General features: G+C 50.1%; 16 protein-coding genes. 6 read left to right on the top strand and 10 right to left on the bottom strand.

The genetic code is table 11. The annotated features are described in order from the left end of the window. Positions 1-77 precede the first annotated feature (77 nt). The 5 genes from JW881_19850 to JW881_19830 all read right to left on the bottom strand — a co-directional run bounded on the left by JW881_19850 (position 78) and on the right by JW881_19830 (position 3,907). Entirely contained in the window at positions 78-1,190 is a 1,113-nt protein-coding gene (locus JW881_19850; protein MBN1699779.1) for a hypothetical protein, read from the bottom strand. A gap of 17 nt (positions 1,191-1,207) precedes the next feature. Beyond that, a complete protein-coding gene (locus JW881_19845; GenBank protein MBN1699778.1) occupies positions 1,208-1,903 on the bottom strand; it encodes a hypothetical protein in 696 nt (231 codons plus the stop codon). 136 nt (positions 1,904-2,039) lie between these two features. Continuing rightward, the gene (locus JW881_19840) at positions 2,040-2,612 is read right to left on the bottom strand and encodes a hypothetical protein (GenBank protein ID MBN1699777.1); all 573 of its coding nucleotides are present in this window, start codon (positions 2,610-2,612) and stop codon (positions 2,040-2,042) included. Between the two features lie 56 nt (positions 2,613-2,668). Continuing rightward, positions 2,669-3,274, bottom strand: coding sequence for an isoamylase early set domain-containing protein (locus JW881_19835; GenBank protein MBN1699776.1), 606 nt, complete (start codon positions 3,272-3,274; stop codon positions 2,669-2,671). Positions 3,275-3,313: 39 nt separating this feature from the next. Then, positions 3,314-3,907 (bottom strand): RNA polymerase sigma factor, encoded by a 594-nt coding sequence (locus JW881_19830; protein ID MBN1699775.1) that lies wholly within the window; start codon positions 3,905-3,907, stop codon positions 3,314-3,316. 243 nt (positions 3,908-4,150) lie between these two features. On the opposite strand from JW881_19830, the gene JW881_19825 reads away from it, so the two are divergent. Together JW881_19825 and uvrA are read left to right on the top strand one after the other, a co-directional pair. Next, positions 4,151-5,419 (top strand): right-handed parallel beta-helix repeat-containing protein, encoded by a 1,269-nt coding sequence (locus JW881_19825; protein ID MBN1699774.1) that lies wholly within the window; start codon positions 4,151-4,153, stop codon positions 5,417-5,419. Positions 5,420-5,448: 29 nt separating this feature from the next. Further along, a complete protein-coding gene (uvrA, locus tag JW881_19820; GenBank protein MBN1699773.1) occupies positions 5,449-11,049 on the top strand; it encodes an excinuclease ABC subunit UvrA in 5,601 nt (1,866 codons plus the stop codon). A gap of 21 nt (positions 11,050-11,070) precedes the next feature. Here uvrA and JW881_19815 read toward each other — a convergent pair whose 3' ends face one another. Beyond that, positions 11,071-11,535, bottom strand: coding sequence for a hypothetical protein (locus JW881_19815; GenBank protein MBN1699772.1), 465 nt, complete (start codon positions 11,533-11,535; stop codon positions 11,071-11,073). Between the two features lie 152 nt (positions 11,536-11,687). Here JW881_19815 and JW881_19810 point away from each other — a divergent pair, with 152 nt between their 5' ends. From JW881_19810 to JW881_19800, 3 genes are all read left to right on the top strand, one after another. Beyond that, positions 11,688-12,581, top strand: a complete 894-nt coding sequence (locus JW881_19810; GenBank protein ID MBN1699771.1) for a decaprenyl-phosphate phosphoribosyltransferase — start codon at positions 11,688-11,690, stop codon at positions 12,579-12,581. A gap of 21 nt (positions 12,582-12,602) precedes the next feature. Beyond that, on the top strand, positions 12,603-12,974 hold the full coding sequence (locus tag JW881_19805; GenBank protein ID MBN1699770.1) for an EamA family transporter: 372 nt from the start codon (positions 12,603-12,605) through the stop codon (positions 12,972-12,974). Positions 12,975-13,126: 152 nt separating this feature from the next. Beyond that, the gene (locus JW881_19800; GenBank protein MBN1699769.1) at positions 13,127-15,586 is read left to right on the top strand and encodes a cyclic nucleotide-binding domain-containing protein; all 2,460 of its coding nucleotides are present in this window, start codon (positions 13,127-13,129) and stop codon (positions 15,584-15,586) included. A gap of 69 nt (positions 15,587-15,655) precedes the next feature. Here the strand turns inward: JW881_19800 and JW881_19795 are convergent, their stop codons facing one another. Both JW881_19795 and JW881_19790 read right to left on the bottom strand, forming a co-directional pair. Further along, positions 15,656-17,878 carry a lytic transglycosylase domain-containing protein gene (locus JW881_19795; protein ID MBN1699768.1) on the bottom strand — a complete coding sequence of 741 codons (2,223 nt, stop codon included), beginning with the start codon at positions 17,876-17,878 and terminating at the stop codon, positions 15,656-15,658. 35 nt (positions 17,879-17,913) lie between these two features. Beyond that, the gene (locus JW881_19790) at positions 17,914-18,855 is read right to left on the bottom strand and encodes an Hsp70 family protein (protein ID MBN1699767.1); all 942 of its coding nucleotides are present in this window, start codon (positions 18,853-18,855) and stop codon (positions 17,914-17,916) included. Between the two features lie 251 nt (positions 18,856-19,106). Between JW881_19790 and JW881_19785 the strand changes: the two genes are divergently transcribed. Beyond that, complete coding sequence (locus JW881_19785; protein MBN1699766.1) at positions 19,107-20,483, top strand: tetratricopeptide repeat protein; 1,377 nt, start codon at positions 19,107-19,109, stop codon at positions 20,481-20,483. Between the two features lie 13 nt (positions 20,484-20,496). On the opposite strand, the gene rsmG is transcribed toward JW881_19785, so the two are convergent. Both rsmG and mnmG read right to left on the bottom strand, forming a co-directional pair. Continuing rightward, a complete protein-coding gene (rsmG, locus tag JW881_19780; protein MBN1699765.1) occupies positions 20,497-21,147 on the bottom strand; it encodes a 16S rRNA (guanine(527)-N(7))-methyltransferase RsmG in 651 nt (216 codons plus the stop codon). 90 nt (positions 21,148-21,237) lie between these two features. Further along, on the bottom strand, positions 21,238-23,133 hold the full coding sequence (gene mnmG / locus JW881_19775; GenBank protein ID MBN1699764.1) for a tRNA uridine-5-carboxymethylaminomethyl(34) synthesis enzyme MnmG: 1,896 nt from the start codon (positions 23,131-23,133) through the stop codon (positions 21,238-21,240).

Genomic DNA, 23,133 nt, shown 5'->3' with positions numbered 1-23,133 from the left:
TGCTCGTCGCGTTTTCAACGCGAACTCGTCGCGTTTTCAACGCGAACACATCACGCTTACTGTGCGGAGTGGAATAATCAATCGGTATTCCCGCCGGAAAGCGGGAAGCTGTATTCAATACCCGCTTCGACGCCGATATTCCAGTCATTATATTCATAGTGGGTCGAAAATACACTTTCCGCTTTCATTTCACAGACAAAATAGAATTCGTTGTTGGGGGTCCAGTCAAGGTGTACGATACCGCGGCAATAGGTATTCATAATCCGTTCGCCCGTGTATTCGTTATCTTCGTCCTGTGCAGGGCGATAAAAATAGATTTCCTGATCCACTTCGGGCATTATTTCAATGTTGAAATGACGCGTGGGGCTGAAACCCACGCTTCCGTCTATTCCTATTGTAAACTTTTCCTCGCTTTTTTCTATAAGGGCGCCATGGACATCGTCGTACAGATTGGCTGTCGACCATCTCATCTCGCTGTGGAGGACCGCACTCCAGTCGACATAAAATCCGATAAATCCTTCTGCCGTCAGGGACGCGTTCACGATATAGTCGTTTCGGAGGGCTCCCGTTGCGATTCCCGTTTCGTCGACAAGCGGATATTCGAACCATTCTTCCCAGCCTCCACCGCCGCTAATACCGAAGCCCCAATAAAGTGAAGGCCTCCATTCAAACCCGATGGTCCCCCCGTGAAACTGTCTGTCGTCCGTTCCGGATGGTTCGGTGAAATAGAAGCCTTTATATGATAGAAACGGATTGGGTTTTTTGTTTTCGGTCGAGAAATAATAGCGTGTTTCCCACATCGGTTTGTAATACGGCAGCACATCGTCTCTTCCCGTAAATGATGAAGCAAAAAAGGTATCGAGGATCAAACGGCTTCCGGTAAAATCAAAGCCCGCTTCAAGATTAATATTTTCTTCATCTATAACCGGCCGGGATTCGATCAGGAACACACCACCTTCCGCCTCTGAAAGCAGCGATATATATCCAGATTCACCTATTTTTTCCCGTAAACTCAGAAGAGCGCCCGCCTTTACACAATTGTTTATACCGGTACGCTCATCGTCTTCCGGGAAAAGAATACTCTCGATCGACAGTCCCACTATCGAAGAAGGGGGATAACAGAATCCGGGGAATTGGGTGAACATCATGATTAACACAATCAACGGCAGTGATAATCGCGCGAATTTCATGTAATACCTCTTTTTTATCAAAATAGTACCTTTTCTTTTATCGTCTCTATTGTCGTACCGGCGGACAGTTCCTTTATGATTCTGTCCGCAAGTTCCTCGGGTTGAATATAGCGTCTTCTTCCTATGATAAGTATATTGAGAATGCTGTCAAACTCTTGTTCGGGTATGGAGGAACCGAGCAGTGCGGCGACGAGTTTGAGGGAGGTTTCTTTTTCAAGCTCCCACTTGAGCAGTGAAACATAGAGTGTCGTCGCGTTTCTGAACGCATGCAGGCGTGAAACGGAGGCTTTTGCGAGGATTCGTATTTCGTTTTCTGAAATTCCCGTTGCCAGGAGAATCGCCGCACGGGACCATAACTCAGGGTGTTCCTCCGGCTTGATGCCATCGATCGCTTCCAATAGGATTTTTTTTGATGTTTTGAGATAGAGGATCTCCTGCTCGAGAACACCTTTAAGCCGTTCGAACGGGACTTTTTTTGCGATTCCCTCTTCGAACCGCGGAAGAATAAGGGCTTCGGGGATTCCTTCTTCACCGGCCTTCCCGAATATTTCCAGGATCACGGCCGACTGTTCTTCCGTGTAGGGACCATTTTCAAGCAGGGAAGAGAGGGTTTCCGCGTAACAAAAAGATGAGAGGGATAGGAAAGACACGGCATACGACAACACTATAAAGAAAGGTACGGAGAAAATTTGTCTCCCTTTTTTATGAGGCATTCGGTTTTTTCCCCGGCTCTGCATATTCCCTGTTCCTGCGTTGTTACTATTCACTCATCAAGACGTCTTGTCATGATACCTGTCACGATAATCCTCTTCAAGCCGTCATACTATTGACCGGTTACCAAGTCTGCATTTACTGTATGAAATCAGGCCTTCCGGTATCTGTTCCCCTATGCCGGTGCATCTGTTTTTTATCTTCACCTTCCCGCAATTTTTTCATCAGGCCCTTCATTTTTCCGTCGACACCTTCCTTGCACAGTTGTTTTCTTATTTGTTCGCGAATAACCGCTTCAAGTACTTCCTCATCCATATGTTCTCCTGCATTCCGAACCTCCGAGACGACATCCCTGCTCGTGTTGAAAGATATACGAATAATCTGCTGCTCCCTGAAACCGTATTGTTTCATCTCTTTTGCCGTAACGGCCAGATGAAAGGCTAAAGCCGCTTCTTCATGTGCAGTGAGTTTTCCGCCGTTTTCCCTGCACAATACCAGCGAGTGCGCGATCATCTCGCAGAAATCCCTGTCCGCTTCTTCCCACCCATACTGCCGGGCATTCAGGGTGAACGCTTCGGCTTCAGAAGGCGTCCATCCGTTATTGAGGAGTTCTTTCTCTATTAGAATCAGAAAATCCTGTTCCCCGGCGAAAAGAAAAGTCGGCAGGCCGATAATAACGAAAACAATCAAAATAACACGATACGTTTTCATATTTTGCATGCCCCCTTACTATAACAATCCGCGTATATTCTTTCAATATACGCGGATCAAATCTCAAGAACCGAATTTATCCCGCCAAAGCCGTCATCGACATGAAGGGACGCGTCCGGGTCGGGAATCCAGTATGTCCCGTCAATCAGGAATTGATAGCGGTAATCCCTGCTTGAGGACAGTTTCAGCTTTATCTCCCATGTCCCGTCGCCTTCGGGGTCATGAAGGATATTCGCGCGCGGGTCCCAGGCATTCCAGTCCCCGACAACGGAAACGCTTCTGGCGTATGGCGCTTCGAGTGAGAGGTGGATGGTGACCATCTGTCCTTCCGTACCCCTCAAGGTAAACGTCAAAAAGACGGCAAGGGCCGCGATGATCGATGCCGCGAGGGGAACGGCGAGCCACCTGAGCGGGTTATGCCGTTTGATTCGTCCGCTTTCTTCGATAACTGAAAAAACCCGCCCCGAAAGTCCCGGATCCGGCCGCCGCTTGAGCGGCGTTCCCTTCATCAGGACGAGAAAACTTTTTAACCGCGCGGAACACTCTGCGCATTCCGAGGTATGCTCGGCGATTTTTTCCGGCAGAACCATATCGTTTTGTTCGCCGGTTATTACCGTTTCCGTCCATCGCTGAAACTCGGCACGCCACTCACTGCAATTCATCAGTAATCTCCTTATATTATAATATACACCGTTTTCTCATTATGGTTTCATAATATCCATCTTCATGAGGATGGCAACAAGATCCTTTTTCGCCCTGTGGAGATATGTTTTTACCGTCCCTTCGGGTATTGCCAGGATCGAGGAAACCTCACTCACTGAGAGACCTTCGATTTGTCTGAGGATAAAAACTTCCCTGTATTTCTTCCGCAATTGTGTTACCGCTTTTTTTGCAAGGATTTCCTCTTCTTTTTCCGCGAACCTGTCAAGGGGATCTTTACCCGGGGATATCTGCCTGTTATTATACCCGATTTCGTCAATCGAGAGGACGGATAATCTTTTCTTTATTTTTCTCAAGCGGGAACGAAGGTAGTTGAGGGCGATCGTGTACATCCAGGGAAGAAACCTCCGTGAAATATTGAACCGGGACAGTCCTGTATAGATCTTGAGAAATATCTCCTGTACCGCTTCTTCGGCCTCATGATGTTTTCCGAGTATCGAATAAGAGAGTGAATAAACAAGGGGCGTGTAGGATTCGACGATGTAGGAGAATGCCGCCGTGTTTCCATTGAGTGTTTCATGGATCGCTTGAAGGGTATCCGCCTCCGTAGACCCCGCAATTTTTTTTTCATTCACAATTGTCAATCCATATTATCTCACTACATTGACCAAAGACCTTCCCATTATACTATACGCCAATAAACGGCTGAAGGTTTCAGGTTTTCGGCTCATAATGCAGTCATGGATAAATATACAATATGAACCGATTCGGGTAAACAGACTCCTGTCTGTCTTTCCCTCCCGCATACGGGATCCGCGACCCGGCCGGATGGCTTGACTTTTTTACGAAAAAAGGGTTACATCGAGTTGTTGCGGCATATGAAAAATCCAGCGGTATCCCGGATTATTGTTTTTCCCGTTTTTTGCATATTATTTATCGCGGCACCTGTGTATTCACAGGATCCCAAACCGGTTCTCACCGTTTTGGATTTCGAGACACATGGCATCTCTAAAGAGGAAGCCCGTCTCGTCGTCGATCATATCACCTCCCATATTGTCGAATCCGGAAAATACCGGGTCATCGACAGGATGGAACGGGAAGCCCTGTTAAAGGAAATAGAATGGTCCGTTTCCGATTGCGTCGATACCGGCTGCCAGCTGAGGCTTGGAAGGATGCTTTCCGCAAGCTATATTATCGTCGGCAGTTTCGGGACGGTCGGCGACAGGTTTATGATCACGATCAAACTCATCGATGTCGAAACAGGGGAAACGCTCGGTACGGCCTCACAGGTATATATCGATGTCAATTCACTCATCGAAGACAGCGGTCTGTTTATTTCCGTTTTTCTCGGGGTCGGGGAGGGAGAGAAACCGGATACCGCAGCCGGAGAGGGCAGGTTCGTCACCGTTGCCACCACGGAAGCCCTGTTGAAGGCGATCGGACCGGACGTCGTTATCAGAATAAAAGAGGGAGAGTATAATCTCAGCGGGGGGTACCGGTTTCAGAACCGGCATATCAAGTGGGAAGATAATTTCGACGGACTTTATCCGGTGATCCGTTCAATTTCGAACCTCACGCTGATCGGGGAAGGAAATGTCAGCGTGGTCATCGATCCGGCATACGGGTGGGTGATGGAGTGGAAGACATGCTCGAATATCGGTCTGGAGAACATCACGTTCGGCCACACCAAACCGGGATATTGCGCCGGCGGGGTCTTGAGGTTTTCGGTCTGTGATACCGTCTCCATCGACCGGTGCACGTTATATGGAAGCGGTACCATCGGCCTCGAACTGGATCATGTTGACAATATGCTGTTCGATTTTTCGACAATAAAAGAATGCACCTACGGCCTTATATATATCTCCGATTCAGCCGGTTTAAGGTTTGAAAACTCGCACTTCAGGGATACCGGAGACTATACCCTCATCGGTATCACGGGGGGCAGCGGGAAAATTCTCTTTCAGTCGTGTGATTTTTCAGGCAATAACGGACAAACGATGTTCGGTATCGGTCCTGAATGTGAAATCGTCGACGTCAACGGCTGTGATTTCAACGGCAATACCTCCTCCCGTTTTGCCGATCACAGGGAACTGCTCTCCATCAAAGAATGCCGTTTTTCCGGCAATCACTTCGGGGATGAAGAATAGCCGGGATTTTCCGTTCCGTGGGGATTTCAATGCCGGAAACATCGATAATCGTTAAAAACGCCCGCCAGAATAATCTCAAGGGAATCGATTTACGGTTGCCGCTCAACAGGCTAATCGTTATCACGGGTGTAAGCGGTTCGGGGAAATCATCCCTGGCCTTCGATACCCTCTACGCGGAGGGGCAGCGGCGTTATGTCGAGACCTTTTCCCCCTACACACGGCAATTTCTCGACCGGATGGACAAACCCAGGGTGGACAGGATAGAGGGGATTCCGCCCGCGATCGCGATCGACCAGGTCAATCCCGTGAGGACATCACGGTCGACGGTCGGTACCATGTCGGAACTCAATGATTATATCAAGCTTCTCTTTGCCCGCGCGGCGCAGCTTTACTGCGGGGGGTGCGGGCGCCGGGTGCGGCGCGATACGCCCGAAAGCATAGCGGATGATATTCTGTCTTTCCTGTCAAAAGAAAAAAAAAGACTGATTGCCGTCACCTTTCCCGTTCCCATACCGCATAACTTCACGGAAGAGGAAGTGAAAGCCGCCCTCCTTACCCAGGGGTACGAACGATTCTTCGGTAAAAAGGACGAAGTACTCGAAGTAATCCAGGACCGCCTTGTCCTCTCGGACGGCGTCCGGTCGAGGATTGTCGACGACCTCACGGCGGCACTCAGAAACGGCAGGGGACTTGTTACGATTCGTCTGTTCGATTCGGAGCGCCGGGTGCTTTCGACGCATAACTATTCGGCTGATCTTCATTGCCCGGATTGCAAAATCCATTTTGAGGACCCGGTGCCGGGGGCGTTTTCGTTCAATTCACCGATCGGGGCGTGCACGGCGTGCCACGGATTCGGGCGAATCATCGATATCGACGAGTCACTGGTGGTGCCCGATCCGTCGAAAACCCTGAAAGGGGGCGCCGTCAAACCGTGGCAGACCAAAACCTACGGCGTATGCCAGACCGAACTCGAACACTTTGCGAAGAAACGAAAGATACCCCTTTCTGTCCCGTGGCGCGATCTCACCATGCGGCAAAGGCAGTGGGTGTTCGAGGGCGAGGGGGAATTCGACGATGGTGTATGGTACGGTGTGCGGCGCTTTTTCCGGTGGCTCGAATCGAAAAGCTACAAGATGCACATACGCGTTCTGCTTTCCAAATACCGGATGTACAGGAAATGCCCCGGCTGCGGGGGGACGCGGCTCAAAATGGAGTCGCTGTTGTGGCGGCTCGGCGGCGGGCCGGGAAAAGGAAAATCGATTCATGAGGTGATGCTTCTTCCTATCGATAAATGCCGGGCCTTCTTTCTTGGTTTGAAAGAAGCGGGCGATCCCGAAAATCGTCCGTCTGGGGAGGCGTACGGGATGCTTCTCGATGAAATACTCTGCCGCCTCGGATATCTTGTCGATGTCGGCCTCGGCTATCTTTCACTCGACCGGCAGTCCAGAACCTTGAGCGGCGGGGAAGTACAGCGCATCAATCTCACAACCGCACTCGGCACCTCGCTTGTCAACACCCTTTTTATCCTTGATGAGCCGAGTATCGGGCTGCATTCGCGCGATATCGGCCGGCTTGTTTCCGTTCTCCACCGGCTGCGCGACGCGGGGAATACACTGATTGTCGTCGAACACGATCCGGAGGTGATCAGGTGTGCCGATGTTGTGGTCGACATGGGGCCGGGACCGGGAGAACGGGGGGGCGGGATCGTGTATTGCGGTGATGTCGCGGGACTTTTACAATCACCGGTATCCAAAACGGGCGCGTACCTGAGGAAATCAGGACAACGTCCGATTTCCTCAGGTGGTAATGACAGCCCGGCCGAAGGCCCCTGTATCGAGATCATCGGGGCCTGCGCCCATAACCTGAAAGACATCGATGTCCTCATACCTTTGAACCGTTTCGTGTGTGTCACCGGTGTCAGCGGATCGGGAAAATCGACCCTGATACAGGATGTCTGCTATAATGCACTCTGCAGGATCAAAGCGCACCCCGCAGACCGGCCGGGGGAGCACCGCGAGATCAGGGGCCACCGGCTGATCGACGATGTCGTCATGGTCGATCAATCCCCGATAGGAAAGACGACACGGTCGAATCCCGCGAGTTATGTCGGCGCCCTCGATGCCATCCGAAAGATCTTCAGCGCGACCGACCACGCGCGCCGCGAGGGCTACGGCCCGGGGGCCTTCAGTTTCAACTCGAAAGCGGGTCAATGCCCGGCGTGCAGGGGATCGGGTTTCGAGCATATCGAGATGCAGTTTTTAAGCGATGTATACCTTCGTTGTATCGAATGCGACGGACGCCGGTACCGCAGGGAAATCCTCGAAGTAAAACTCAAGGAGCCATCGCGCGGCGATATGAACATGTCGATCGCCGATGTACTCGAGTTGACGGTGGACGAAGCATATGAGGTCTTCGGTGAAAACGAAGACGTGCTTCGCGCACTCAAACCACTCCGTGATGTGGGACTCGGTTATCTTGCTCTCGGACAGAGTGTCCCCACATTGAGCGGGGGTGAAGCCCAGCGGCTCAAAATCGCCGGGTATCTTGCCCGGACGGCCGGAAGGAAGAAAACGGCGAAACATCTTCTTTTTCTTCTCGACGAACCGACCACGGGTCTCCACGGCGAGGATATCGAGAAGCTTCTCGCTTCACTCCGTTTCCTTTGTGAAGCGGGCAATTCGGTGGTGGTGATCGAACACAATCTTCAGGTAATCGGTTCCGCCGACTGGATTATCGATCTCGGACCGGAGGGGGGAGAAGACGGCGGCGAGGTGGTGTGTACGGGACACCCTCATACGGTTGCCGGGTGCAAGCGAAGCTACACGGGGAAAGCCCTCCGGACGGTGTTCGCAGGCCGGGACGGAGGCAAGCCCGCTTTCAGCGACGCATCGTTATGCGGGAAAACGGAAAAGGCAGGACCTGCCGGCGGGAACGGAAAGAAGATACATATCCGGCACGCACGGGAGAACAACCTCAGGAATATCGATGTTTCAATTCCGCATGACAGGCTGACGGTAATAACGGGGGTGAGCGGAAGCGGTAAAAGCACCCTCGCGTTCGATATCCTTTTTTCGGAAGGCCAAAGGCGGTATTGCGAATCGCTGAATGCCTATATACGGCAGTATGTCCGGCCTGCGAAACGCCCCGATGTCGATCTTGTCTCCGGTATTCCGCCCGCGGTCGCTATCGAACAACGGACAAGCAGGGGGGGCGGGAAAAGCACCGTGGCTACCATGACGGAAGTATACCATTTTCTCCGCCTGCTTTTTGCCAGGGGTGGTACGCAATATTGCCCGGACTGCGGGGTCCGTGTCGGCTCGCAAACGATTTCCGGGGTAAGAAAACGTGTGACGGACGATTTCGAAGGAAAAGAGGTTGTCGTCTATGCCCCGCTTGTTGCCTCCCGCAAGGGATACTATACCGATCTTGCCGCGTGGGCGTCTTCTGAGGGATATCCATATCTCCGGGTCGACGGAACGCTGGTTTCCACCTCTCCCTGGCCGCGTCTGGACCGGTTCAGGGAGCATACGATCGATCTTCCCGTCGCCGAGGTGACGGTCACGAGGAAAAGGGCGCGGGAGCTTATGGGGCTTATTGAAAAGGCGCTCGGGATCGGAAAAGGGGTCATCTATATCGCTCAAACCGGAAAGCCCGGAAAGGGTGCGGAGAAGCAGGCGGAGGCTGTTTTTTCGACAAGACGGGTCTGTCCCCGCTGTGACCGTAGTTTCCGTGAACCCGATCCCCGGCTTTTTTCGTTTAATTCCGGTCACGGTGCCTGTCCGGCATGCGACGGAACCGGGATAAAAATATCGACGTCGGATAAAAAAAGCGGGAGGCGGGCTTCACGTTCGAAAAATATGCATGAATACGGAAACGAAACGGAAACGGTCCCCTGTTCAGTGTGCCGGGGCGGCAGGCTCAGGGAGGAAGCCCTGCACGTGAAGTTCAAAGGACGGACTATCACGTCGATAACGGCGCTCTCTATCGAGGCCGCGGCCGTATTCTTTTCAGGTCTCGACCTCTCGGGCCGGGAAGCCGAAATTACCCGCGATATCTGTGCGGAAATATCGGTGAGGCTCGATTTTCTCCGTGAGGTCGGTTTACCTTATCTCTCCCTTGACCGGCCGGCACCGACATTGAGCAGCGGCGAGGCACAGCGTATTCGACTCGCGGCCCAGCTTGGATCGAACCTCAGGGGGGTCTGTTATATCCTCGACGAGCCCACGATCGGCCTTCATGCGCGCGACAACCGGCATCTTATGCGTACCCTTCTGGGACTCAGGGAGAAGGGGAACACGGTCGTGGTCGTCGAACATGACGATCAGACGATACGTGATGCGGATCATATTATCGACCTCGGCCCGGGCGGCGGTATCAATGGGGGAAGACTCGTTTTCGAGGGAACGCCCGAGGCATTGCTTTCCTGCAGGGAATCCCTGACCGGAGAATACCTTCGTTCGCCGGAAAAAAGATATTCCGGAAGAAAAAAACGAAGCGTGGGGACGGAGGAAGACCGGGGATGGTTGAGGATAGGCAATGTGAACCTTCACAATCTCAAAAACCTTGACGTCGCGATACCACTTGGAAGACTGGTCTGCGTGACCGGTGTCAGCGGGAGTGGAAAAAGCACCCTCGTCCGCGATATCCTCTACAGAAATTTGAGTTCCCTCTTGCAGATGAGGCGACCGCGGGGAAAGGGGAAGAGCGGGGAAACAGCATCCGGTTTCCCGGCCGGTAGAGCGGTCCTTTCGGGATGCGGGAGTATATCGGGATGGGAGAAAATCGGCCGTGTCCTCGAAGTGGATCAGACCCCGATCGGAAGAACGCCGCGCTCGTGTCCCGCGACATATGTCGGGTTCTGGGCCGATATCCGGCGTCTTTTCGCGGGTACGACGGATTCCCGCGTGAGGGGGTACGGGCCCGAACGGTTTTCGTTCAATGTCGAAGGGGGGAGGTGTGAATCCTGCAAGGGACAGGGGGTCCGGAAGATCGAGATGAGTTTCCTCCCCGACGTCGAGGTCCTCTGCGAAACATGTAACGGAACCAGGTTTACGCATGAGACCCGTGAAGTGCGGTACAGGGATAAAAGTATTGCGGATGTTCTTGCCATGGATGCCGGGGAGGCGGCCGCTTTCTTTTCCGCGCACCAATCGATCCGGCACGCCCTTTCGCTTATTTCCGAGGTCGGTCTGGGGTATCTTTCTCTCGGGCAGCGAAGTCCTTCCTTAAGCGGCGGAGAAGCGCAGCGGATCAAGCTCGTTTCGGAACTCGTGAAAGCGGGGCCTCAGGAAAAGCATCCCGATCCCCGAAATAAGGAAAAACTCCGTAATGAAAAACATACCCTGTATATCCTTGACGAGCCGACGATCGGTCTGCATATGGCCGATGTATCGAAACTGGTCGGGGTGCTGCACCGGCTCACCGACTGCGGCAATACGGTCGTCATCATCGAGCACAACCTCGATGTTATTGCCGAAGCGGACTGGATTATCGATCTCGGGCCCGAAGGCGGCGAAGGGGGCGGCAGGATTGTGGCACAGGGACAGCCGGAAAAGGTAGCGTTGAAAAAAAAGGACTCTCATACCGCCCGATTCCTGGCCGGGTTGCTCGAACGGGAAAACAGATGGTAATCGGGTGTTCGGGTAAGGGTGTCATCTGTTCACCTGGGGACAGCATTCGGCATTCGAACACCCCCCGCACAATTTACTCGAAACAAACGGAATAATGAAAAAGCCGGTAAACGAAAAAAGAAGAAGAAGGGTGAGGATTATCCACGAGAATTTCAGGACCAGAAGCACCAGGGCGATGACGGGCGGGAGGAACCAGATGGGATATAGAACAGGGGTATACCTTTTGAACCGGTGTTTGAATTGTTTGCCCGCAAGGGGTTTGAAAAACCGGGCGATCTTGTGAAATCCGGAAGGACAGTCGCCGCGGTAATAGCCGGCACAACAGGTGCATACATTGGCGGTAAAGAAAAGCAGGGCGAATATCGTGTAGCCGAGATACATGATACCGATAAGCCACCACGCGGCTAGTGAAAGGACGAATCCGGTGATGATGAGGACGGCAAGGGGAATGTTTTCCAGAAACATGCGATAAAGTGTCGTTTTCATGGTATCTCCTTTTTGCCGGAATACATGGTAAACCGGGAGGAAATCATTGTCGTTAATAACATAATAAATTTCAGAAAGAGAGGGAAGCAGGTCCCGTCACGAAGCGTCTATGTTCTTGACAGATGCCGTATTTCCGTGATAAAGGGGGGTATATGATTGGTTTTATCAGGGATATTTTTTCGCTTCTTCGAATAAAGCAGTGGATCAAGAATTTTTTTGTCCTTATTCCGCTGTTTTTTGCCGGTAAACTGACCGGTGCAGGCGATGTTATTCACAGCATTCTCGCTTTTTTTACGTTCAGTCTCATATCGAGTGTCATCTATATCGTGAACGATGTTTTCGATAAAGACGCGGATAAATTGCATCCCCGCAAGAAACACAGGCCCATCCCGTCCGGAAAGATAACACCGGCCACAGCGCTTCTTATAGCCGTCCCGTTTTTTGTCGCGGGGGGGGCTTTGAGTCTGTTTCTCAATTACAGATACATCATTTGTCTCGCGACTTATTTTCTGCTTAATATTATATACACGCTCTGGGGCAAGCACGTGATTATTCTCGACGTTCTCTTTATCGCTTCGGGATTTGTCCTTCGGGTCATCGCCGGTTCGCTCGCCATCGAGGTCGTTCCCTCCAACTGGATGATGATGACCACTTTTTTTCTTTCATTGTTCCTCGGTTTCGGCAAGCGGCGGAACGAGTATATAAAACTCGATCGGGAAAAGGGATCTCACCGGAAAGTCCTCAATTTTTACGACGAGACCCTGCTCAATCACCTCATTTTCTCGAGTTGTGCGATTGCAATTATCTCCTATGCCATGTATACGATTTCTCCCTCGGTTACCGAGAAATTTCACAATGGTGATTTTCTGATATTTACCATTCCCTTTGTCACCTTCGTTCTTTTCCGGTATGTGTTCATTATCTGGAAACGGGATGAGGGAGACCCTACGGAGGTCGTATTGCAGGACATCGGTATTATTATTTCGGGCCTGCTGTGGCTTCTGCTTTCTATCGGTCTGATCTATCTGCCGTTTCGAATTCTATAGAGGAAAGGAGCAATCCCGGTTATGCAGTACCTTGTCGTGTTTGCGAGTATCGCTTTGGGCGCCGTGGGACAGCTTTTTCTCAAACTCGCCGCTATTCAGTCACAGACCGCAGAAAACGCGGGTTTTACGGATTATTATATCAATCTTTTAAAAACCCCGTATACCTATATCGGCGCGTTCTCGTACGGGCTTAGTTTTCTCGTCTGGATGCTGCTGTTGAAAAAATACGATCTCAGTTTTTTACGGCCCCTTGTCGGTATCGGCTATATTTTGACCTCGATCCTGGCATGGGTAGTCCTCAAGGAAAGGATTACCGTTGTCCGGTGGGTCGGGATCGCCCTCATCGTGGCCGGTGTATACCTGATCGGTATATCCGCGAGGCAGCAGGTCTGAGTATATCCGCGGACAATGAACCATCATGAGGATTATCCGTGACTTTTTCTGTTTTTTTAACGTGAGAGCGTCATGTATTACCTCCCCTTGCTTGTTTTTTTTCTGAAATATATTATTATTAGATTATGGATGTTGTCGATATCAGGAATCCGGTGACAAAGAAAAATGTCACCCAGGGGACGGTACTGCTTCTGCAGGGGGAACGCCAGAAGGCGGTCAATCTCCTCCATTCCGGTCTGGCCGAACTGCTCTGTTCGAATGTCGAGGTGAACGGACTCAAACCCGATGAGATTATCGGAAAAAGCAGGCGGGTCGGTCTTCTTAAAGGCGAATCGATATATGGCATACCGGAGGGATCGGGCGATACACCGTACAGGAAATCGGTACGCGCGTTGACTGACTGCGTCATTTCCGTCATTCCCTCCGGGGGTAATGATTTTTTCGGCGAACTCGAGGGTAAAGCCGCCCTTAGTCTCCAGGTTCTCAGATCGATCGTCAGCCGCATTACCTTTACCGATTTTCTTCTCACCGGCTCCAAATCCCTCTGGAGCAGTCTCAACAAGGTCGCGGACGGTATCGCGCTTTCCGTCAATCTTTCCCCGCCGGGCCGGCAGGAGAATCCCGTATCGGAGAGGGCGGGGAGTTCCCTGTCGGACTATGCTTCCCATGTGAAAAAACGCTACGCAAGCAAGGGCCTCCAGCCTTCCATGGAATGGGATCCGAATGTCCTGAGCGCCTCAGCCGATCTCGGGACGGTGGATGAAAGTGAGAAGATACGGATCGACACGATCATCGATTACCCGCAATTTCTTTTTTTCAAGCGGCTTCTGGCTTTTCCGGACGGCCTGCTCGCTCCGATTTTGAAGAAAGACAAGGAAGTATTACGGTATCTCCATCAATTTTTAAGCGGCGCGCTTTTCCGGGCGGTCGGAGAATATGAGCGGATTTCAAATACGATCTACAAACTTATCCATACGCTTTTTTCCGCCAATGGATGGCTGGCCCAGGCGCTCAAGGCGCAAGGGCTTCATAATCAGAAGGCGCTTCGATTTAATCACTATCTGGGCAAGTACAGCCTCAAGTTTCGCAAGGATATCCTCCAGCTTTTCGGCATGGATCTGAAAACCGCCTTTCCCGTCTATACGAATCTGGAGTCGTTCAGCAGGATCGATGCCGGAACGATCGAGGCAAAAAAGCAGGAAACGGTTCGCGGGGCGGGTATCCAGGCGACAGAGTCGCCTGAAATCTCGGGAAGCGCGTTCTCGAAGTATACCAATCTTTTGGCGAGAATCCTTCAGTTCGCGGAAATGGGGGATTCCTTCAATGCGGATTTTGTCGGCAACCTCAGAAGCTTCAAGAAATTCGAGAACAAATTCGAGAATGTACCGAAACTCAATTCACTGAAACGAAGGATCGCGACCGCCTACTGGCGTTTATATGAAAAATGCATTCTCAAGGTGATTACGGGGGATCTCAAGAAATTCATACCCGGAATCATGCTTCATTTCGGCGTACTGGATGAAACATTGGTCAGCAAAACCCACCTTCACGTGGTGGATCAGGCGTTCATGAAGAATCTCCATACCGACGCGACGATCCCGGTCATGACGCTTCCTTATTTTCTGGAAAAGATATACAAGGAGCACGCGAATCCTTCCCTCACTGAAATGGGTGAATCATTCAAGGACCTTCTCAAAAAACAGGAGAAAATACCGAAAAAGAAACTCGAGGAAGAATATCGTGACGCTCCGGAGGACAAGATACGATTCGAAATCCGGAAAGTCATTTCTTCCGCATACAGGATGGTTTTCGGTTCGGTCGCGACGGCCTTTCCCATTCTCTGTTCGAACGCGATTCTGGGCCCTCCCGGCAAGCTTTTTCTCGAAGCCGAACAATGGGTGCAAATCATCAACAACCTGCGGCAGCGTGATTTTTCGATGTTTTACAGGGAGGTCGTGATACATCACAAATACGGAAGCGATATTATAAAGAAGGAAGTTATTCCGAACTTCGTTATGTATCCTGTTTACGGAACGAAAATGCTCATGTGGCAGGAACTCGACGGACCAAAGCGTGATTCGATGGGGAGGCTTTTTCTTCCCGTTCTGTTCAATGGCGACAAATACAAGAGTCTGCTCGCGGTGATCGGGCATTTCCGGTGGGAGTTGCATCGGCTGATAGCGGGTGCGAACTGGATGAATCCCGTCGAAGGCGGGCTCACCGGCGCGTATTACGATTACATCAATTTCTACAAAAAGAACCCCAATCTTACACCGGAAGCAAAACTACGCGTCAAGGAGTTCGTGAAAAAGACACGATCGGACAAGGACAGATTCACCCGGGATTATATGTCCTGGGTGATTTACGAGTTCGACGGTATACCCAAACACAATCCCGTCTCCCGGGAAATTTTTTATAAATTCTGTCCGTTCAAAAAGAATGACAGAGACAGACTGAGTCAGCGGCCGGTTTTCCTGGGTATCGAGATGAAATACCAGAATATCATAAAGCGGCAGATGCTAAAGATCGAGAGCAGGATAAGAAAGTATGAAAAGGCCGGTGAACCGGTTCCGACTGACCTCATCCGTTATATGGAATTCCTGCACATGTAGCGAAGAAATTGAATCGGACGGGTATTTTATCGCCGGACATCGATGAAGCGTCCGGCGGACGAATCGATTTTAAAAAAGGCCCGGAAGTATTTCTGAAAGGATCTGTTTCGGGGATTCCTTCCCGTAAAGGCAGGCGTAGATGACCGCGGATACAATAATCTTTTTTACATATCCCCTTGTTTCTTTATAAGGAATTAATTCAATAAAAAAATCGTCGGTAAAGCCGCGGTAGGTCTTTTCCCAGCTTCTTAACCTTCCCATGCCGGCATTGTAGGCGATCAGTGTTTTCGGAAGGCTTTCGATCAATCGATATAGCCTGGCAAAATAGTATGAACCCAAAGAAATATTCGTTTCGGGATCATAGAGGTCATACTCCTCGAGCCGCATCCACCCGGCCAGGTCCGATGCGGTTTCGGGCATCAGCTGACTCAGCCCGACAGCGCCCGCCGACGAAACGATCGCGGGATCGAAGGCGCTTTCTTCCCTGACAAGTGCATAAAGCAGATGTGTTCTGATTTCCCGTTTCTCCGCATGTGCATCGATGAAGGTAGCGAATGCGCGAGGATACAGATATCGCATTTCTTCCCCGGTGAGTATGTAATTCTTCTTGTATGCGTAATACGCGGCAACAAGGAGGGCTTCACGGTCACACCCCTGTTCGGAAAGCATCCGTGAGGCGTGCAGTAACAGGTTTTTACCGAGTTCTTCCTTGTTTTCCGATATCATCTCGTATCCTTCAAGCGGCAGGCCGTATTCGAAAAATCCGGAAATTACCGCTTCAATACCGGAAAATGATTCGGGCCGAATTTGCTTGTTCTTCCCATGTAAGCTCCTGAAGAATCTCGGGGTTTCACCGGTTAATGCGGATGCGAGAAATCCGGAATATTCCATGCCCCCGACGGAAGCGGCTTTTTTCAGCAACCGGTTGATTTCTTTTGTACGGTCAACCCCCTCGACCGTCAGATAGCCCAGGGAAAGGATTCTCGCCCTGAGAAGGCTCAACTGTGAATCGATTTCATCGGAGATATGGTCTTTGAGAACATCGTGAAGCGCAAAGATCGTTTTCCATTTTTTCAGTGAAACGAGTTCCGCGATTTCTTTCTCGAGCACATCGTCGAAATATGAAGGGTCACGCCAATGCGGGGCATACCGCCCGGCGGCTTCGATAAATGAATCCGGCGATAGCTCCTGAATACAGTCAAGGAGAAACCAGACCGCCCGCTCTTTCTGGTCGTCGTTTTTCGACCTGTGGTCGTCGTTTTTCGACCTGTCGATGACCTTGCCGAGATATTTGACGGCGAGTGAATATTGTTCGTTTTTACGGTAACACCGTCCGGCCATCTCGAACGCATCGAGGGCGCTTTTTCCGGAAAGATCAGCCGACAGGGAGGAAAGCAGTTTCGCGCCGCGGCCCGCTTCGTCGAGAGAAAGATAGGTGAGGCCAAGGGTTTTTATCATCGCCCTTGTCCGTAAGTCCGGCCTTTCAATGCTTTTTACATATGCTTCGATAACAGGCAGCGCCAGCGCCTTTATTTCATCACTGTCGTCGAGACATAGTGAGTTCTTTGCCGCCATATAGCGTTTCATGTCCTCGTCGAACGCGTTATATAGCACTTTCTCGCCGATAATGTAATCGTAGGCGCGTTTGATGATTTCGGCGTCACCGATTTCAAGAAAAAGCCTGATGATGTCGTCTTTCCATCCGTCCGTATTAAGCCTGCTCGAGGAAACGGCCTTGAAGAGAAGAAGTTCCGGATCATCCTGAAAAGAAGGTTCTTCTTCGTGAAAATAAGTTTCGAGTGATTTCACCACCTCTTCATCCTTTTTTTGCCGGTAGAGCGCCTCGATTAATATCCGCTTACCTTCTTTTCCCCTTTTTGACTCACCGTATTTTTTTATAAAGGTTTTTGCGTATTTTTCGCAGGCAGGGTAATTTTTATCATTCAAAAGGTGCCTGAGCAGCGGAAGCCACGATTCCTCTCTGAAAATTTTTTTTTCTTTTTCACAACTTATAAGAAGCATCTGCAGTGCGTACGCTCTGAAACCCGCTTTGAGAAAAATGTAATAAAAATAATACGCAGCTCCGGGCCCCAGCCTCGTTACCTCTCCCAGATTGGAGCTTTTAATCGTTGCTTCTTTTAAAAATGAGTAATCCGATTTTTGTATCTGCTTCCGCAGCCGGTCTGAGGGGATATTCCAGATCGACGAAGGCGAACAGCTGCCTGCCGTCAATATAATTGCGAGAATAAAAAAAGCCGCCGGCCTTTTCATTAATGATAATAATCCATTCATGAAGATATTTCCTTGAATACGGTATGTCGACTGAGTTATTCTTCCGGAATAAATATTGTCCGGCCCGCGTAGATGAGGTCCGGATCCGTTATTTTGTTTGGTTTGTGGCGATATATTCTGTAATATTGAAAGGGATCCCGGTAATACGTTGCCGCGAGATCCCATAGTGTGTCACCCCATTTCAGTTTATAATAGATACCTCCTGAAACGGTATTTGCGGGCTCTTCCTCGTCTTTTTCTATTTCTTCCGCCACACCGGTTTCCGTTTCCTTCCCGGTGACGGTCGTTTCACTGGCGTCGCTTTCACGTACCGACGTCGTCGTCTCTTTTTTTATATCCCCGGTAGATCCGGTATTTATAGGATGGGTAGGGAAAAACCGGTTGACCGCCCAAAAGATAAGAACCGACAATCCCGCAATTAAAAGAAGGCCTAAAAAAACAAAGAGTATTGCCATGAGGGGATTGGATTTTTTCTTTTTCAGATGCGTTTTACGCCTGTCCTCGGCTTCGATCGGATATGTTTCGCCCGCGATCGATTCCTCTTCATCCGCCTGGGGCGGTTCCTCTTCCTCTTCGAAATCTTTAGTTGTTTCGACATCTTCACCGATTTCGAATTCCGGCATATCGTAGGTACGCTCTTCGTCCAGCGATTCAAGAACGACTGAAAGCGATTGTTTGTCGTCGGATGCCAGATTTCGCGCTTCGGCACTCAGTTTGTTGTTTTCATCCAGCCCGATAATGACCTCGATTTCCGGTATCCGTTTGGGTTTCAGTTCGATATTTTCAATGACGAGGCTTCCGATGTATTCCGATGTCGCTATATCTTTTTCCTTGCCGCGATAAAAATCGATCTGCATGCTTTCCTGATTGTCCCTCACTGTCGACAGTACCAGGCGTTTTTTTCCTAAAAAACCTTCTTCAAGAACGGGGTAGAAAGAACCGTCAGCCAGCTTTATACCAATTATATGATTACTCAAAGCACCTCCCCATACATAGAATTAATTTAAATCGTAACGCTCTCTTTGAAGTTTGTCAACGATTTTCTTGAAGCTTTCTTGCGTCATTTTAAAACATTTCATGGCTTTTTCGATTTTTACCTGCCGTATTCGCCCTCCGTTTTTGTGTCATTCGTCCGCAACAGCCGGTATTATGAAGGTTTCCGGTGATTAGCGGTAAATGCAGCATTATTTTTATTGACTTTTCTTCCCGGTAATTTGATAATAAAACTATGGAGTATACTATCTGGATAATCGTGGGCATCGTCCTCTTTGCCATTGTTTTTCTTTTCAGCTTTTTTTTCAGAAGGGAAATGTCGACAACCAAAAACAAACCAAAGCGCATTCGTGAAAAGGACAGAAATAAAATACTGAAAATAGCGAACAAAAAGCTTTCCGTCAATCCCCGTGATCCTGATGCGATACTTGCCCTTGCGGAACTTCATTTCAAGGAAGAGTCCTGGGAAAAGGCATATAAAAATTACAGTATTTTGCTCGATCTCTGTCCCCTTCATCCGCACCTTAACGAGTTCGATATCAGTCTTTATCACGGCCTTTCCGCGCTGAAACTCAAGAATTATGAAGAAGCCTACAAAGCACTTGTGGTTGCGAGAAATCTTAATACGGGTGATTTTCAGGTCAACTACCATCTCGGTTATCTCGAATATCTCAGAAAAAATTACGAAAAAGCCGTCGTTCTTTTTTCTCATGCGAATGAGAAACAACCCGAGCACATACAGACAATCCGCCTTCTCGGTCTCGGGCTGCACCGAATTAAAAAATACGATGAAGCGGTCGGGTTCCTGGAAAAGGCGACGGAATATGAACCTGACGATAAGGAATCGCTTTTCGCACTGGCGCAGTGCTATTATGAGTTGAAAAGCAAGGAAAAAGCCTTGCTTATTTTTTCACATCTGAGAACGGACTCGAAGGTAGGATCGAACGCCGCGCTCATGTCCGGGACGATCAATCTCAATCAGAAGCAGTATAATAAAGCGGTTATGGATTTTGAAATAGGATTGCGTCACGAGGAAATAGCGCCTGAAATAAAAGTGGAACTCATGTACCGGCTTGCGGCGGCGTATGTGAAACTACAGCAGATCGAACGGGCTTTGAATCTCCTTCGCGAAATTATAAAGATGAAGCCCGGATATAAGGACGTCATCGATCAGATCGGGATTTATCAGGAGTTGAATTCCAACAAAAATCTTCAGGTTTTCCTGATTGCACCGACATCGGAATTCGTCACGCTTTGCAGAAAGATCACCATCGATTTTTTTTCGAACTCGAGGGTCAAAATACTCGACATTACCATCGTAAAAAGCCAGTATACCGATATCCTTACCGAAATTAATACGAAAAAATGGGAGGATCTGGTTCTTTTCAGGTTCATACGTTCGAGCGGCACAGTCGGGGAACTTATTTTGAGGGAATTGTATTCACGAAGCAAGGAATTGCGCGCCGGAAGGGCTTTTTGCATTCACGCGGGGGATTTTTCGGAAGGGGCCAAGCAGTTCGTTGAAGCGAGACTCATCGATCTTATCGATAAAGACTCCCTCATCAGTCTTTTTAATCGGATTTCATTTAAAACCGGCCCCCCGGCGAGCTAAGAATAAACATTCCCTAAAATTGAGGCGGTGCTTGTGTGTCCGTGCCTCCGACGATCAAAAGGTGCCTTTCCTCCTCGAGAAAGGGTACACGGATGGGTTCGATCCTGCCGGAAAGCCCATACGAGCGGATTATCGCGAGTTCCAGCGCCGTCTTGTCGAGTTTTCCTTTGTAGGCGATGATTTTCCCTCCGGGTTCGAGTTTTTCCGTTATATGTCCGATCTCTTTCTCGAGAGAGGTAAATGCCCGGAAGGTGATGATATCAAATTTATTCTTTGTCTGCCTGTAATCTCCCTCGAACACAGTTACATTCGATAAAGGAAGCAGCGCGCGGATGTTATTGAGGAAAGACGCGCGCAGGTTGTTTCTTTCCGCCAGGGTAAAAGAGCAGGAAGAAAGAAAAAGGGAAAGAGGGATACCCGGAAATCCGGCGCCCGAACCGATATCGAGGACGGTCGTATCACTTTGAGTGTTTGAAAAAAACGGCAGACCGGCAAGGGAGTCGAGGATATGTCTGACGACAAGGTCATCCCCCGTTGCCTTGACGAGATTGAAGTTTTTGTTCCACCGTTCGATTTCACGGATGAACAAGGAAAGCGATAGTATATCGGCTTCCTGATAGCCGAGTTCGAGTTCGGTGAGTCCGCTTTCAAGGAGTTGTTTCACTGGTATCCATCCTTACATCGAAAATCATTGCGTGTGCCGGTTTGCCGGCGTGAGAAAACGGCTTCCGTAGTACATTGTCTCCGGAAGAAGTTACGCTTCCGTAAGTGTATCGGTCCCCCGTTGCGCGCCGGTTTTTTTAAGTGTCCCCGATTTTTTGAGATAAAAGAGCAGTATCGTGATATCGGAATAACGGACACCTGAAATTCGTGAAGCCTGCCCGACTGATACGGGCCGGACCGCAATGAATTTTTCACGGGCTTCCTTAGAGAGTCCCGTTATCGATTCAAAATCAAAATCAGGGGGAATTTTCATGGATTCCATTTTCTGAAAACGTTTCACCTGTTCTTCCTGGCGTTTGATATACCCCTCATATTTGACATCGAGTTCCGTATGAACGAGAATTCCTTCATCGTGGTGCGACAGTGCCTGTTCTATCTCTTTCAGGTCATTCATATGTATCGCCGGATCCCTGAGTAAGGCTTCCAGATTCTTCCCCAGATGTTTTTCGAATGACGGGGTTTTTGCAATATCTTCCTCCCGAATACGCCGCTTGCGGAGGAGTTCCTTTACCTCTTCCAGATGTTTCAGTTTCAACTGCAGGTTGTCATATGCTTCCCTGCTTTTCAATCCAATTGTATATCCCTTTTCCAGAAGCCGTATGTCCGCCGTATCATGCCGGAGAGAAAGTCTGTATTCCGCGCGGGATGTGAAAAGCCGGTACGGCTCGTCCGTCCCGAGTGTGACCAGATCATCGATAAGCACCCCGATATAGGCTTCCGAACGGGACAGAATCAACGGTTCCTTGTTTTCCATCGACAGGAAGGCGTTGATTCCCGCGACAAGCCCCTGGGCGGCAGCCTCTTCATAGCCAGATGTTCCGTTCGTTTGTCCGGCGATAAAAAGCCCTTTTATTCGTTTTGTCTGGAGAGAAGGATAAAGCTGCTGCGGATTGAGGTAGTCGTACTCGACCGCATAACCGGGCCTCATGATAACGAGATGTTCGAAACCGGGTACTGTCCGTAAAAACTCTTCCTGTACCGTTTCCGGGAGAGAAGATGAAATCCCGTTCAGATACATTTCTTCCGTGTCGAGGCCTTCGGGTTCGACAAAGATCTGGTGCCGGCTGCGATCGGGAAACCGCATCACCTTGTCCTCGATCGACGGACAGTAACGGGGGCCGACGCCCCTTATTTTCCCGGAGAAAAGTGGGGAGAGGTGGATGTTTTTTCGAATTATTTCGTGGGTTTTTTCCGTTGTATACGTAATGTAACAGGGGACATCGGGCCTTGTAATCGACTCATTTGAAAATGAGAAGGGCTGTATGCGGGTATCGCCGGCCTGCCCGCTCATTTTTTTATAATCGAGGGAGTCGCGAAGCACCCGCGCGGGCGTCCCTGTTTTAAGCCGTCCGACTGAAAATCCCTTTTCCTGGAGTGCGCCGCCGAGTCCGATTGCGGCGGGTTCTCCTAATCTTCCCGAAGAACATGAGAAACTCCCGATATAGATGACGCCCTCCATGAATGTGCCTGTTGTGAGAACAACGGCTTTTGCGGTAAACCTCCGTCCCCGTTCCGTCACCACCCCCCGTATCGTTCTTCCGGCCGAATCGGTGAGGAGATCCGTCACCGTATCCTGGAAGATCTCAAGATGCTTTTGCCGCTCCAGTGTCCTTTTGGCCAGCAGGCTGTATGAGGCTTTGTCCGCCTGTGCCCGGGGCGCCTGAACCGCCGGCCCCTTACTTTTATTGAGCATTCTAAACTGGATCATGGTCGCGTCGATAAGCCGGGCGATCTCGCCGCCAAGGGCGTCGATCTCTCTTACCAGATTTCCCTTTGCCAGACCGCCGATCGCCGGATTGCAGGACATTTTTCCGATACAATCGAGGTTCTGGGTAATGAGAAGGGTTTCTTTTTCAAGACGGGCGAGGGCCAGGGATGCCTCTATGCCCGCGTGTCCGCCGCCGATGACAATCGCATCAAAATCCAT

This window comes from Spirochaetales bacterium (genome assembly GCA_016930085.1).
GTDB lineage: Bacteria > Spirochaetota > Spirochaetia > SZUA-6 > JAFGRV01 > JAFGHO01.
This window is presented reverse-complemented; position numbering and strand designations above follow the sequence as displayed.

What these genes read in the sequence shown, in the direction of transcription:
- JW881_19815 (MBN1699772.1), bottom strand. Translation starts at nt 11,535, where the DNA reads ATGAAAACGACACTTTATCGCATGTTTCTGGAAAACATTCCCCTTGCC.
- JW881_19810 (MBN1699771.1), top strand. Translation starts at nt 11,688, where the DNA reads ATGATTGGTTTTATCAGGGATATTTTTTCGCTTCTTCGAATAAAGCAG.
- JW881_19795 (MBN1699768.1), bottom strand. Translation starts at nt 17,878, where the DNA reads ATGAATGGATTATTATCATTAATGAAAAGGCCGGCGGCTTTTTTTATT.
- JW881_19845 (MBN1699778.1), bottom strand. Translation starts at nt 1,903, where the DNA reads ATGCCTCATAAAAAAGGGAGACAAATTTTCTCCGTACCTTTCTTTATA.
- JW881_19835 (MBN1699776.1), bottom strand. Translation starts at nt 3,274, where the DNA reads ATGAATTGCAGTGAGTGGCGTGCCGAGTTTCAGCGATGGACGGAAACG.
- uvrA (MBN1699773.1), top strand. Translation starts at nt 5,449, where the DNA reads ATGCCGGAAACATCGATAATCGTTAAAAACGCCCGCCAGAATAATCTC.
- JW881_19840 (MBN1699777.1), bottom strand. Translation starts at nt 2,612, where the DNA reads ATGAAAACGTATCGTGTTATTTTGATTGTTTTCGTTATTATCGGCCTG.
- mnmG (MBN1699764.1), bottom strand. Translation starts at nt 23,133, where the DNA reads ATGGATTTTGATGCGATTGTCATCGGCGGCGGACACGCGGGCATAGAG.
- JW881_19850 (MBN1699779.1), bottom strand. Translation starts at nt 1,190, where the DNA reads ATGAAATTCGCGCGATTATCACTGCCGTTGATTGTGTTAATCATGATG.
- JW881_19825 (MBN1699774.1), top strand. Translation starts at nt 4,151, where the DNA reads ATGAAAAATCCAGCGGTATCCCGGATTATTGTTTTTCCCGTTTTTTGC.
- JW881_19805 (MBN1699770.1), top strand. Translation starts at nt 12,603, where the DNA reads ATGCAGTACCTTGTCGTGTTTGCGAGTATCGCTTTGGGCGCCGTGGGA.
- JW881_19785 (MBN1699766.1), top strand. Translation starts at nt 19,107, where the DNA reads ATGGAGTATACTATCTGGATAATCGTGGGCATCGTCCTCTTTGCCATT.